12 protein-coding genes are annotated in these 13382 nt (G+C 45.2%); 1 reads left to right on the forward strand and 11 read right to left on the reverse strand.

Translation table 11 applies throughout. The annotated features are described in order from the left end of the window. Positions 1-28: 28 nt before the first annotated feature. Positions 29-352, reverse strand: coding sequence for a YqzG/YhdC family protein (locus tag NYE22_RS17145; protein WP_014476269.1), 324 nt, complete (start codon positions 350-352; stop codon positions 29-31). Between the two features lie 200 nt (positions 353-552). Between NYE22_RS17145 and NYE22_RS17150 the strand changes: the two genes are divergently transcribed. Beyond that, complete coding sequence (locus tag NYE22_RS17150; RefSeq protein ID WP_003233373.1) at positions 553-795, forward strand: YhdB family protein; 243 nt, start codon at positions 553-555, stop codon at positions 793-795. 14 nt (positions 796-809) lie between these two features. Here the strand turns inward: NYE22_RS17150 and yhdA are convergent, their stop codons facing one another. The 10 genes from yhdA to NYE22_RS17200 form a co-directional block, all read right to left on the reverse strand. Further along, entirely contained in the window at positions 810-1334 is a 525-nt protein-coding gene (gene yhdA / locus NYE22_RS17155) for an FMN-dependent NADPH-azoreductase (RefSeq protein WP_038829245.1), read from the reverse strand. Then, a complete protein-coding gene (yhcZ, locus tag NYE22_RS17160; protein ID WP_342412004.1) occupies positions 1331-1978 on the reverse strand; it encodes a two-component system response regulator YhcZ in 648 nt (215 codons plus the stop codon). Before yhcZ ends, yhdA begins: the two co-directional genes overlap by 4 nt. Continuing rightward, positions 1975-3114: a two-component system sensor histidine kinase YhcY gene (gene yhcY / locus NYE22_RS17165; RefSeq protein ID WP_032721229.1), complete on the reverse strand. Its 1140-nt coding sequence runs from the start codon at positions 3112-3114 to the stop codon at positions 1975-1977. The genes yhcZ and yhcY overlap by 4 nt, the downstream gene beginning before the upstream one ends. A 148-nt stretch (positions 3115-3262) precedes the next feature. Further along, entirely contained in the window at positions 3263-5008 is a 1746-nt protein-coding gene (gene pgcA, locus NYE22_RS17170; RefSeq protein ID WP_021479677.1) for a phosphoglucomutase, read from the reverse strand. Positions 5009-5139: 131 nt separating this feature from the next. After that, on the reverse strand, positions 5140-6807 hold the full coding sequence (glpD, locus tag NYE22_RS17175; RefSeq protein WP_021479678.1) for a glycerol-3-phosphate dehydrogenase: 1668 nt from the start codon (positions 6805-6807) through the stop codon (positions 5140-5142). Between the two features lie 140 nt (positions 6808-6947). After that, the gene (glpK, locus tag NYE22_RS17180) at positions 6948-8438 is read right to left on the reverse strand and encodes a glycerol kinase GlpK (RefSeq protein WP_003233384.1); all 1491 of its coding nucleotides are present in this window, start codon (positions 8436-8438) and stop codon (positions 6948-6950) included. Between the two features lie 18 nt (positions 8439-8456). After that, positions 8457-9281 carry a glycerol uptake facilitator protein GlpF gene (glpF, locus tag NYE22_RS17185; protein ID WP_003233386.1) on the reverse strand — a complete coding sequence of 275 codons (825 nt, stop codon included), beginning with the start codon at positions 9279-9281 and terminating at the stop codon, positions 8457-8459. 178 nt (positions 9282-9459) lie between these two features. Further along, on the reverse strand, positions 9460-10038 hold the full coding sequence (gene glpP, locus NYE22_RS17190) for a glycerol uptake operon antiterminator GlpP (protein ID WP_080121267.1): 579 nt from the start codon (positions 10036-10038) through the stop codon (positions 9460-9462). 27 nt (positions 10039-10065) lie between these two features. Beyond that, positions 10066-11418, reverse strand: coding sequence for an aspartate aminotransferase family protein (locus NYE22_RS17195; RefSeq protein ID WP_003233390.1), 1353 nt, complete (start codon positions 11416-11418; stop codon positions 10066-10068). 417 nt (positions 11419-11835) lie between these two features. Next, complete coding sequence (locus NYE22_RS17200) at positions 11836-13377, reverse strand: bifunctional GNAT family N-acetyltransferase/carbon-nitrogen hydrolase family protein (RefSeq protein WP_032725279.1); 1542 nt, start codon at positions 13375-13377, stop codon at positions 11836-11838. Positions 13378-13382 lie beyond the last annotated feature (5 nt).

The raw sequence follows: 13382 nt of genomic DNA on the forward strand, positions 1-13382 counted from the left end.
GCGGCCTTAACGGCTGTACAGTTTTTTATTAGAGCCTAAAGACGTTGATGCTGATCATATGATTTGTCACCGGATGAAAATAGACTTCGGCCCGAACAGAAAAAGTGTCATCTTTCTGTCTGACTGTCACCCGAAAGACATCTTTCGTCTGCTGATCATTCACCTCTGTACGCCCCATATAAGCATAATCAGAAAATGAAGCGCCCTTATATTCATCCTGAATTTTGCTCCAGGCAAGCTGTTCCCACTTTTGAACGGACTCGTTTGTGTCCGTTGAATGACCTTTTGCGGCCATTGACACGATAATCAATCCGCAAAAAAGAAGCGCAATGGTATACGGCAGAGATTTCATTTTTTCAGTCTCCTGTACCCAGAATATGTTCCCTCATAGGTTTACCAAAAGCGATATCTTCATTCAGGCATTTTGATTTTATGTCTCCCTCATATTGCTACCCCTTTACTGACGCAGACGGCAAGTTTTGCCCCGTCAATAACAGAAGATGCGGCATAAACTAATCATGAACTTCTCACCCAAGAAAGGAGAAGCGATTCATGGATTATGCCGATTACGATAAAGCGCTTTATTACACCCATCGTTCTCAATGGGATAATTTATTAATTTTAATGGTGCGTACAGAGGACGATTTGTTATCAAAACGAATTGAGCATTTTCTGCATGCGTATCATTTTGAACAGGATTACGCCGTTTTAGAAAAGATGCTGTATTCCCTTCTCCGTTATATTGATCATGCCACTGAGCTGACTTATGAAGATCAAATAGCCCTTCTCACATAAACAAATCCCGGCGTTTAGACGCCGGGATTTCCTGTTTTTGCGAACATGCTGAGTTCTTCGACAAGCTCTTTTATGCTTTCCTTAATGTTTTCAGCCACTGTAGCATTTTCAACATCAATATGCACCGGATCAAGCACCAGTTGCTTTGGGATGACATTGGCGTAGACACCCCGCATCACAGTTCTCATATTGTTCAGCGCATTGATGCCGCCTTTTCCGCCTCCCGCTACTGCCAATAATGCAACGGGCTTATATTTGAATTGTTCGTTGCTTAGAAAATCCAAGGCATTTTTTAAAGCGCCGCTCATGCCGCTGTGATATTCAGGCGATAATAATACAATCGCATCCGCTTTTGTAACGCGTTGCTTAAGCTCCTGTACCTTCAACAGTTCAGATTGATCCGCTTCACCGTTAAAAACCGGCAATACAAACTCGCTTAGATCAATCAAATCCGTGTGATACAGAGCTGCAATATAGGATGCTGCAATTCTTGTTCTGCCATGTTTTCTAGGCGTGCCATTTATGACTAACATGTTCATTTTAAGATCTCTCCATTCAGGTTATATTTCACTGCGAAAAGCGCTGCTTGCGTGCGATCGGCCACTTCAAGTTTTGCTAAAAGATTCGATACATGGGTTTTTACTGTTTTTTCTGAAATAAACAAGGATGCTGCGATTTCTTTATTGCTTTTCCCGTTCGCTATTTCAGTCAGAACGTCTTTTTCCCTTCTTGTTAATTGATAGTATTTTTCTTTTTCCGGGTCGTGCTGATTTTTCATATGTGTCAGCACATGGGGCATAATAGCTGTAGAAAGCTTGTATTCGCCAGCATGCACTTGTCTTAGTGTTTTCACCAATTCCTCGGGCTCCGTATCCTTTAATTGATACGCCTTCGCGCCTGCCTGAAGCGCGGGGATGACGTGCTCCTGATCAGAGTAGCTCGTCAGCACAATGATATTCATCTCCGGAAATTGCTGTATTGCTTTTTTAATGGCTTGAATGCCGTCCATCTCGGGCATAGACAGATCCATTAGCACAAGATCCGGCTTTGTCTCTTCGATGACACGGAGAGCTTCTATTCCAGTTGCAGCTTCTCCGACAACTTCAATATCATCCTGGGTGGCAAAGAAAAAACGCAGACCCTTTCTGACAACATGATGATCATCAGCAATGACAATTTTCATACCGCCCCTCCTTTTCGGCTTGTTAGCGGAAGCCTGATGGACAGCTTTGTTCCAGTTCCAAGCGCTGACTCAATCCAAAACTTAGCTCCGGCTTTTTCCGCTCGTTCTTTCATACCCTTGATGCCAAGTGAAGGCAGATCGGCATGGGCTTCATAGCGAAATCCTGCCCCATGATCGATGATATCCAGCTCCGCATGGCACAAAGAAGCAGTCAGACTAACATACGCCGTATCCGTTCCGGCATGCTTTTTGCAGTTATTTAAAGCTTCCTGTACGACACGCCATAGCATATGCTCCTGCTCATCAGTCAGAACAGGACAGCCTTTTTGTGTAAAAATGATCTTCAATCCAATGAGCGCACCATAGCTTTTAATGGCTTCAGCCAGCCCTTTTTCCAATCCTCCGGGGCGAAGCTGCCAAATTAACGCTTTCATTTCTGCGAGCGCGTCCTGTGATAGGTTTTGGATGAAATCAATCATCTGCTGTAAATTTTCATCTTTTGTTAGTGTCTTCGCAGCTTTGGCAGTTAAACTGACGGAAAACAGCATTTGATTGACTGAATCGTGAAGCTCCTGAGCGAGGCGGTTACGCTCCATTAAAAGAGCATTTTTTTGTTGATATTCAGAAAGCCTCATACGCTGGATTGCCGTTCCGATCTGAAAGGCGACAGACTCGAGTAAATGCAGCTCTTCCTCATCAAACATGGTTTTTCCGGCCGCCGCTACATTTAACAATCCGAATCTTCTGTCCCCGTCTTCTAAAGGCACAGTTGCATGATGCGTAATCCCTTCTGTGTCAAAACAATGCAGGTTTTCTGCTGATTCGATGCGTTTGCAGTTCATGATATTTGCAGCCTTTCTAAGCCCTCCGTTATTGAATTTCGTCAGGCAGTAACACTCCCCTTCGCACATCAGCACTTTTTCCTTGCGGCTTAAAGCCGGGGGCAGATAAGCGTCGGCCGCTAACGTATAAGACCCATCTTCTTCGATCAGAAAAATCCATCCGGATTGAAGGTTTGTCAGACTCAGCAACTCTTTTAAAACCTCATCCAGTGTTGCTTTGATATCGTGCCCTTGATTTAAGGTTTCCGCAATCGTTTTCAGCGTTTTTAATTTTTCCATCCTCGTTTTGCTCACGTTTCTCACTCCGGCATTGATCTTGTATTTAAGATTATACCAGTTTTTTGTATTTCATTACTTCACTGATGGGATGATTTTCTTTCAGACTTTTGGATGAGAAAAAGAAAAAGCTGGATCATTTACAATGACCCAGCTCATACTTGAATTATTTTGCAGTCGACTCAACAATTTCATCAACCGTCTTCATTACATCTTCAGAAAGGACGGCAAGTCGCTTTTCACTGTCTTCTAAAGATGACCCTTTTACGGCGAAATAAAATTTAACCTTCGGCTCAGTTCCAGAAGGACGAAGACAGAACCAAGACCCGTCTTCCAGGAAGTATTTCAGTACATTTGATTTTGGCAAGTCGATAGCTTCTTCTTTGTTTTCAGTCAGAAGCGTCCGTTTGCTTACAGCGTAATCTTCTGCTGTGACAACCTGTTTGCCCGCCATTTTCTGCGGCGGATTTTGTCTGAAGGAAGCAAGAATCGCTTCAATTTGCTCTGCTCCTTGTTTGCCTTTCAGCGTCAGGGATTTCAGCCCTTCACGATAAAAACCATACTCGTTAAAGAGATTGATGAGCGCCTCATACAATGACATTCCCTGTTTTTTATAGAACGCGCAAACTTCAACTGCCAAAAGCGCAGCCTGAATGGCGTCCTTATCGCGGGCAAAATCCCCGATTAAATAACCGTAGCTCTCTTCATAACCGAATTGGAAGGTATACTGGCCTGATGCCTCGTATTCCTTAATCTTTTCACCGATAAACTTAAAGCCTGTCAGCGTATCAATCGTATCAAGGCCGAATGAAGAAGCTACAGCACGGCCGATTTCGCTTGTGACGATCGTTTTGAGAACAACACCATTATCAGGCAGGATGCCTTGTTTTTTCTTTTCAGAAAGCAGGTAATGAAGCAGCAGCGCTCCGGTTTGGTTTCCTGTCAGCACTGTATATTTGCCTTGATCGTTTTTCACCGCGATGCCAAGGCGGTCAGCATCAGGATCTGTCGCGATGAGAATATCTGCATTCTGCTCCTCCCCAAGCTTAATGGCATATTCGAATGCCGCATGCTCTTCCGGGTTCGGCGAGGTAACAGTGGAGAAGTTTGAATCCGGCAGTTCCTGTTCTTTGACAACCGTTACATTTTTGTAGCCGAGTGCTTCAAGACCGCGTCTGACCGGTTTATTTGCAGTTCCATGCAGCGGTGTGAAAACAACCTTTACATCTACTTCTTCCGATAATTCAGGATGTACAGAAATGGACGTCAGTTTTTCTGTATAAACTTTATCAATATCTTCACCGATGATTTTGATTAAGCCTTTTTCTTTTAACTTATTTTCTTCGTCCACTGTGATCGTTAGCTCATTTTCAATCGCGTTTACCTGCTCAATGACGATGTCCGCTTCCTTTGGAGGCAGCTGGCCGCCATCATCCCCGTATACTTTGTAGCCGTTATATTCAGGCGGATTATGGCTTGCCGTTACTACAATTCCCCCATAAGCGTTCAGCTGTCTGACAGCGAATGACAGCTCTGGCGTCGGGCGAAGCTCATCAAACACGTATGTTTGAATGCCTTGTGTCGCAAGTGTTTTTGCCGCTTCCATCGCAAACTCCGGAGATTTATGGCGGGAATCATAAGCAATGACAACGCCCCGTTTTTTCGCTTCCTCACCTTGCTTCGAGATGTATGCCGCAAACCCAGCCGATGCTTTGCGCACAGTGTAAATATTCATCCGATTTGTCCCGGCGCCGATTTCCCCGCGCATTCCGCCGGTACCGAATTCAAGGTCTTTATAGAAACAGTCCTCAAGGGCCTGTTCATCTCCCTCTAATTCAATAAGGCGCTCTTTTAATTCCGGATCTAAATGTTCTGTCTGTTTCCAGCGTTCATAGCTCTTTCTCCAAGTCATATTCGTCCTCCTATGTATCAGCTTATGCCATTATTTTATATGAAGCGGGTGCCTCTGTCACTTGATAACCTGAGATCTGGCCCTTTCGGCACGCAAAAAGAAATAACGGGCTGCAGACAGCCCGTTATGATTTATTGCTCAAGCGGTACGACCGCATCGTGTAAAAGCTTGTTGAGGTTTTCTGTATGTTTGTTTTTCGCCTGCTCATCCCATTGGAATCGCTCGCTCATAAAATCAATAACGGCATCTTTATATGTTCTTACCCAATTGATATCGAAAAATAAACGTCCCGTTCTGCGGACAAAGAAGTCAGCAGGGGTTGCAGTCATCTCTTCTTCTATACTGTATTCTGCCTCAGCAAGAATATGAACCGGAATGTTGCGTTTCGCGGCCTCATCTTTCAGCGCTTCTACCCGGTCAAAGACGCGATCTACGTTAGAGCCGTATCTGATCGCAAGCTGTTTTGCGTCTTTTTCTGATAAACCGGCTGCAATTCCTTCTTTTGTTTTCGCGGTAACGAAGGACATAAGATTTTTCGAACCGCCGACGTGCCCGCCAGAGATTGGCATGTTTTTCGTTTTACATGGTCCAAAATCCTTTTCGCCCTCTTCTTTTAAGCGATCACGGACAAGATCAACGATGTGCTCCGCCATTTTTCTGTATCCAGTCAGTTTTCCGCCGGCAATGGTGATCAGGCCTGAGTCAGATGTCCAAATCTCGTCTTTCCGTGAAATTTCAGAAGGATCTTTGCCTTCTTCATGAATCAGCGGACGCAGCCCCGCCCAGCTGGATTCGATGTCATTCGCAGTAATATTCAGTTCCGGGAACATGTAATTGATTGATTTGATGACATAATCACGATCCTCCGTTGTCATCCGCGGATGCTCCAGCGCCTCTTTGTAAACAGTGTCTGTTGTTCCCACGTATGTTTTGCCTTCACGAGGAATCGCAAATACCATCCGGCCATCAGGTGTATCGAAATATACAGCCTGTTTCAGCGGAAAGACAGACTGGTCAAATACAAGGTGAATGCCTTTTGTATGCTGCAAATGCTTTCCGTTTTTCGAATGGTCTTTTTCTCTGAGCTGATCGACCCAAGGGCCTGTAGCATTGACAATTTTTTTCGCATACACTTTATATTCTTTCTTTGTCAGCACATCTTCAATTAATACGCCGACGGCTTTGCCTTTTTCGTAAAGAAGCTCCTTCACTTTGGAGTAATTCACAGGCTCTGCCCCGAATTTCACCGCTTCCTTCATGACTTCAATGGTCAGTCTCGCATCGTCAGTGCGGTATTCCACATAGTACCCGCCGCCTTTTAAGCCGTCTTTTTTCACCAAAGGCTCTTTTTGCAGCGTTTCTTTTGCTGAAAGCATGCTTCTTCGTTCTGACTTTTTCACACCTGCAAGGAAGTCATAAACCCTTAACCCAATAGATGTTGTAAATGAACCGAATGTGCCGCCTTTATGAAACGGAAGCAGCATCCATTCCGGTGTAGTGACATGCGGGCCGTTTTCATACACAATCGCCCGCTCTTTTCCTACCTCAGCGACCATTTTGACTTCAAATTGTTTTAAATAGCGCAAGCCGCCATGTACCAGCTTCGTTGATCGGCTTGATGTTCCCGCCGCAAAGTCCTGCATTTCGCTTAGTGCGACCTTCATTCCCCTTGATGCCGCGTCAAGAGCTGTTCCGGCTCCTGTAATTCCTCCTCCGATAATAAATAGGTCATATGTTTTTTTCGTCATGTCTGTCAGCATGCGATCTCTTTCAAGACTTGAAAATTGATGTTTCATCATTACGTTTCCTCCTTGTTGTCACGGTAAATAGAAAAAGAGACCACAACAGCCAAAGTGCATGCTTACACTTTGGTGCTGTGGTCTCTCCTCATCTCAGGACCGTTCTTATTAACTTGTAACCATTATACCATAGTATTACTTTATTTAAAAGCCATAGCTGCTTTTACGGCTTTTTGCCAGCCTTTATACAGCTCATTTCGTTTTTCTTCTTCTAATTCAGGTTCAAACCGTTTATCCAGATTCCACTGGTTCGCGATTTCAGAACGGTCCTTCCAGAATCCCACAGCGATACCTGCCAAATAAGCCGCGCCAAGTGCAGTCGTTTCATTAATTTCCGGGCGCTCCACAGGAACATTCAACAGGTCTCCTTGGAACTGCATTAGGAAATTGTTTTTTACAGCTCCTCCGTCTACACGAAGCGTCTTTAATGAAATGTTTGAATCTGCTTCCATTGCGTCAAGCACATCTTTTGTCTGATAAGCCAATGACTCCAGTGTCGCACGGATAAAGTGCTCTTTTGTTGTCCCTCTTGTCAGGCCGAAAACCGAACCGCGCACATCGCTGTCCCAGTAAGGCGTTCCCAGTCCGACAAAGGCCGGAACGACATACACGCCGTCAGTTGAATCCACTTTTTCTGCATAAGATTCGCTTAGCGATGAATCCTGGAACATTCTCAAACCGTCTCTAAGCCACTGGATGGCAGAGCCTGCGACAAAAATGCTTCCTTCTAACGCATAGTTCACTTTTCCGTCAATGCCCCAAGCGATTGTTGTCAAAAGCCCGTGTTCGGACTTAATTGCTTTTTCCCCGGTATTCATCAGCATGAAACATCCTGTGCCGTAAGTGTTTTTCCCCATGCCTTCTTCAAAGCATGCCTGGCCGAACAATGCGGACTGCTGGTCGCCTGCCGCTCCAGCAATCGGGATATTTTTTCCGAAGAAGTGATAATCAACAGTCTCCGCATACACATGAGAGGACGGCTTCACTTCAGGGAGCATGGATTTCGGTACGCCTAGAATGTCGAGCAGTTCATCGTCCCATTTTAAATCGTAAATATTAAACATCAGTGTTCTTGAGGCATTGGAGTAATCGGTCACATGCGCTTTTCCGCCTGACATTTTCCAAATGAGCCACGTATCAATCGTTCCAAACAGCAGCTCGCCTTTTTCCGCTTTTTCTCTCGCGCCTTCCACATTGTCTAAAATCCACTTCACCTTCGTGCCGGAGAAGTATGGATCGATTAAAAGCCCAGTTTTTTCTCTGAATTTATCATTATATCCTTTTTCACGAAGTTCCTCACAAATGCCGGACGTCTGTCTGGACTGCCAAACGATTGCATTATAGACAGGACTTCCTGTATCTTTATCCCACACAACCGTCGTCTCGCGCTGGTTCGTGATGCCGATGCCGGCAATTTGAGAAGCGCTGATTCCTGATTCAGAGATGACTGAGGCGATAACCGCGAGGACAGAGCCCCAAATTTCATTGGCATTATGCTCAACCCAGCCAGGATGCGGGAAGTATTGTGTAAATTCCTTTTGAGCAGAGTGGACAATTTTGCCTTCTTTATTAAACAGAATCGCTCTTGAACTTGTCGTCCCCTGATCTAAGGATAAAATGTACGTTTCCATAAGATGTCTCCCCTTTGTTTAAATATATTTAGAATTTGATAATGTTTTAGCAGAATGTGATTTCGTATAAACATAGAGTCCTAACAATACCACAACCAATATAACGCTTACAATCCAGAAGCTGCTTGTGATGTGCCCTTTAAATGCAGCGTTGTAAAATACGCCGCCGAATGATCCGCCTAAAATCGGGCCGACTACCGGAACCCATGCGTATTTCCAGTTTGATGAGCCCTTCCCCGGAATCGGAAGAAAGGCGTGGGCTATCCGCGGACCTAAGTCACGTGCAGGATTGATAGCATAGCCGGTGGTGCCTCCCAGAGAAATACCGATTGCTACAATGAGGAAACCGACGATTAAAGGATTAAGTCCTTCTGTAAATTGATTTGCCCCAATGGCCAAGATTCCAAGTACAAGGACAAATGTCCCAATCACTTCGCTTAAAACGTTTGCAAATGTATGCGGAATGCTGGGCCCTGTTGAGAAAACACCCAGCTTGGCAGCGGGATCATCCGTTGACTTCCAGTGCGGGAGGTAATGCAGGTAAATAATCACCGCACCGATGATCGCTCCGATCATTTGCGCCGCAATATAAACCGGAACCTCTTTCCAAGGAAAATCTCCTACAAATGCAAGCGCTATCGTTAGCGCCGGATTCAAATGGGCACCGCTGATGCCGCCAACCGCGTATGCCGCCATGGCAACACCCAATCCCCATCCAAATACAACAACAATCCAGCCAGACTGGAATGAAAGCGATTTCTTTAAATTGACACCTGCACAAACACCTGCACCAAAAATGATAAGCAGCATCGTACCGATGACTTCTCCCCAAAATGCTGTCATAGCACATTCCTCCTAAAGTCACGATTAAAAAGCATGATAGAGAAGAAGAGAATAAAAAAACCACAACAAACCGCTTTACGGATGCATAAACATTTGCCGTAAAGAGCTGCTGTGGTCTCCGAGTTCTCCATCACAATGTATTAACCTAGTGCAATTGTATCAGTGCATGAAAGCGGTGTCAATCACTTTCCGTCAAAAAGTTTTCATATTTTTTCCACAATTTGGTATTAGACGTTGTGACAGCTACAGCCCCCGCTTTCAATGCCTGCTCTACATCCTCTTCCGTACGGATGAAACCCCCGGCAAAGATGGGAATCCCTGTTTTCTCTTTTATTTCCTGAATGAGTGACGGAACGATGCCGGGAAGCACTTCGATGAAGTCAGGCTTATGCTTGCCGATAAACTCCATGCTTTTCTCCATCGCGCTTGTATCAAGCAAAAACAGGCGCTGAATGGCATAAATTTTCTTCTGCTTCGCTTTGGCAATCACATTCGATCTTGTGGAAATAATCCCAGCGGGCTTGATATCCTGGCATATAAATTCCGCACCGTATTCGTCATGCTTAATCCCTTGAATGAGATCGACGTGCACCATCATGTTCTTTCCGTGCTTTTGCGCTTCTTTGATCACGCCCTTCAGCTGCCCGAGATGAATATCAAGAATAACACCGTAAGAGAACGAACTGCTCAAAAACTCATCAAATTGCTTCATATTGCGAATAGCCGGTAAGATCGGCTGGTTGTGAAAACTCATCATGTGCTCCTTTAATAATTCACTTTTATATTATATCGTTTGAAAGCTTTCTTTCACCGTTTTCACGATAAAGGAAAGGTCCTCTTCTGTCAGACAAAATGGCGGCGCAAGCTGGATGACATTGTTGTAGCCGGCGACTGTATCGCCGTTTTTGCCGATGATCAGCCCTTTTTCTTTGCACGCCGCAACCACTTGGTTTACTTTGGCGGCATCAGCTGGCTCTTTAGTCAATTTGTCTTTGACGAGTTCGATTCCGATCAGCAGCCCTTTTCCTCTAACATCCCCGACTGCCGGGTGTTCTCTCAGAGCTTGAAGCTCACCTAAAAGCTTTGCTCCAAGATCGCGGGATCGCTGAATCAACTGTTCGTCCTCCATAATTTGCAGGTTTTTCAACGCCAAAGCACAGGCAGCCGGGCTTCCGCCGAACGTGTTTACGTGGCGGAAACGGTCATAAGGAGCTTCCCCTTGATACGCTTCGAAAATGTCCCGTTTCACAGCAGTCGCTGACAATGGCAGATACGCGCTTGTGATTCCCTTTGCCATCGTAATGATATCAGGCTTCACACCGTAGTGCATAAACCCGAACGGCTCACCTGTCCGTCCAAACCCGCAGATCACTTCATCGCAAATCAAAAGGGCTCCGTGGCGCCGGCAAATGTCCTCCACCTTTTTCATATATCCGTCCGGCGGCATTAGGATGCCCCCGCCTGTAATGATGGGCTCCATAATGACCCCGGCAATCGTTTCGCTTAATTCCCATGTCATGATGCGGTCGATTTCATTTGCGCTTTCAAGCGTGTCTGCATCATCAGGATTCCGGTATATATCTGGCGGAGCTGCATGCAGAAATCCTTGGCTCAAAGGCTCGTATTTATATTTCCGCTGCGCCTGTCCGGTAGCTGAGAGCGCTCCCAATGTATTGCCGTGGTATGCCCGATATCTTGAGATGAATTTATAACGGCTGTGGTCGCCGTTTTGCAGATGGTACTGGCGGGCAATTTTAAAAGCAGTTTCGTTTGCTTCCGATCCGCTGTTGGAAAAAAAGATAACATAATCGCCGCCAAGCCATTCATTCAGCTTTTCCGCCAGTTGAATTGCGGGTGCGTGACTTTGCGTTAACGGGTAGTAAGGCAGCTCCTTTAGTTGCTCATAGGCAGCCTCCGCAAGCTCCTTTCTGCCGTAACCAATGTTGACGCACCACAAACCGGACATCGCATCCAAATAGCGGCGTCCGTCTATGTCGGTTACCCAGGCCCCCTCGGCCTTCTGGGCTATCAGGCTGTCCGCTTGATGCGCTCCCTTCATGGCATGCCACACAAATTGCTCATCTTTTTGCTTTAATCCCTGATTTTGCTGAATGTTTTCCATCCCCATCATCTCCATTTCATTAGCGTTCCCTATAATGCCAATTCAATTGAAACAGACCTTCTCTTTATGTGATGTCTTGGTGATGATTTCCCTGCCTTCAATATAAAGCCAGACCGGGTCAGAGTCAATAAACCGCGTAAATAATAAAACATCCCCTTTCTCAAGAAGAAAGAGGATGCAGCTTCCAAAGCAAAACAGGCAAAGTGGCAATGCTCAGCATCGTACTGATAAAGGTCGCACTCGAAACAACTTGGACAGCCATTGCAATAGCAATGTGAAGCCTAGCCGTTTTCTGTATGATATAGGAAATGGCGAAAATACAGAAACTCTATAAGGCACCTCCACTATACCTACTTTTATTTTAAAGATAGCACCTAAACAATTCCGCTTTTGTTTTAAAAAACCCGCCAATTCAGGCAGGTTTTTTGGGAATTATTTTTTATATTGAATATGATAAATATCACGCCGTCTGTCTTTTAGCTGGCGCACTGTACCGTTTTGGCGCTGTCTTCTGAGAATTTCCAGGTCAACATCGCCGATGACGACCATTTCAATATTCGGGTTTGTTTCGCCGACAATGCCGTCACGAGCGAATTCAAAATCAGACGGGGCAAAGATGCCTGACTGGGCGTATTGGATATCCATGTTTTCCGTTTGCGGAAGGTTTCCGACCGTTCCAGAGATAACCGTATAAATTTGATTTTCAACCGCTCTAGCCTGCGAACAGTATCTGACACGCAGATAGCCTTGACGATCTTCTGTACAAAATGGCGTAAAGATGATTTTGGCTCCTTTATCAGCCGCAATCCGGGCAAGCTCAGGAAATTCAATGTCATAACAGATCTGGATCGCGATTTTCCCGCAGTCCGTATCAAACACGCGAACTTGGTCTCCTGCGCTGATCCCCCACCATTTGCGTTCATTCGGCGTAATATGGAGTTTGTATTGCTTTTCGATTGTTCCGTCCCGTCTGAACAGGTAAGCGATATTATAGATCTTGCCTTCCTCTTCGACGAAATGAGATCCGCCGATAATGTTGACGTTATACTTCACAGCCAAGTCAGTAAACAGGCTGATGTAATCTTCTGTATACTCGGTAATTCTCTGCACCGCCAAGCTCGGTGACCGTTCCTCAAGGAAGGACATCAGCTGGGTTGTAAAAATTTCCGGGAACACCGCAAAATCAGATCTTGCGTCGGAAGCAACATCGACATAGTATTCTACTTGATTCGCAAATTCCTCAAAGGAATAAATTTTCTTCATTTCGTATTGAATCACACAAATTCTAACAGGGAACGCCGATTTATAATAGCGTTTTGTCTGCTGCGGTAGATAATCGACATTATTCCATTCCATCAGCGTCGCATACTTGATCGAAGCTGTATCATCCGGGAGATAGTTCGGGTTAATTCGCATAAGGGTAAAGCCGTTCATCAGCTGAAAAGAAAGAACCGGATCGTAAATTTGGTGGCGTGTCACCTGTTCAACATACTCTCTCGCTGTCATTTCCTCTGCATATTTGTGATAGTTTGGAATCCGTCCGCCTATGATGATGCTTTTCAGGTTTAAGCGTCTGGCTAAGTCCTTTCTCGCCTCGTACAAACGGTGGCCAATCTTCATTCGTCTGTACTTCGGGTCCACCATGACTTCAATTCCATACATATTCAAGCCGTCAGGATTATGGTTGGTGATATAACCGTCATCTGTAATGTCCTGCCACGTATGGCGGTCATCATATTCATCAAAGTTAATCAGGAGACTTGAGCACGAACCGATAATTTCACCTTCGAATTCTGCACAAAACTGCCCTTCTGGAAAATGCTCCAAATGGCTGATTAAATGCTCCCGCTTCCAAGGCTCCATTCCTGGAAAGCAGTCCTTTTGAAGATCGATAATCTTGTCGATGTCTTTCTCTTCGATATTGCGGATCACCATTTTCTTTTCAAACCGGGTCAAATCTAATTTCTCAGACAACCTAC

It is taken from the genome of Bacillus sp. FSL K6-1560 (genome assembly GCF_038592935.1).
Taxonomy (GTDB): Bacteria; Bacillota; Bacilli; order Bacillales; family Bacillaceae; genus Bacillus; species Bacillus subtilis.

Excerpts from the sequence above, each read along its gene's own strand:
- NYE22_RS17195 (WP_003233390.1), bottom strand. The coding sequence starts at position 11,418 with ATGGAGATGATGGGGATGGAAAACATTCAGCAAAATCAGGGATTAAAG.
- yhdA (WP_038829245.1), bottom strand. The coding sequence starts at position 1,334 with ATGAACATGTTAGTCATAAATGGCACGCCTAGAAAACATGGCAGAACA.
- glpK (WP_003233384.1), bottom strand. The coding sequence starts at position 8,438 with ATGGAAACGTACATTTTATCCTTAGATCAGGGGACGACAAGTTCAAGA.
- glpP (WP_080121267.1), bottom strand. The coding sequence starts at position 10,038 with ATGATGAGTTTTCACAACCAGCCGATCTTACCGGCTATTCGCAATATG.
- pgcA (WP_021479677.1), bottom strand. The coding sequence starts at position 5,008 with ATGACTTGGAGAAAGAGCTATGAACGCTGGAAACAGACAGAACATTTA.
- yhcZ (WP_342412004.1), bottom strand. The coding sequence starts at position 1,978 with ATGAAAATTGTCATTGCTGATGATCATCATGTTGTCAGAAAGGGTCTG.
- NYE22_RS17145 (WP_014476269.1), bottom strand. The coding sequence starts at position 352 with ATGAAATCTCTGCCGTATACCATTGCGCTTCTTTTTTGCGGATTGATT.
- glpF (WP_003233386.1), bottom strand. The coding sequence starts at position 9,281 with ATGACAGCATTTTGGGGAGAAGTCATCGGTACGATGCTGCTTATCATT.
- NYE22_RS17150 (WP_003233373.1), top strand. The coding sequence starts at position 553 with ATGGATTATGCCGATTACGATAAAGCGCTTTATTACACCCATCGTTCT.
- glpD (WP_021479678.1), bottom strand. The coding sequence starts at position 6,807 with ATGATGAAACATCAATTTTCAAGTCTTGAAAGAGATCGCATGCTGACA.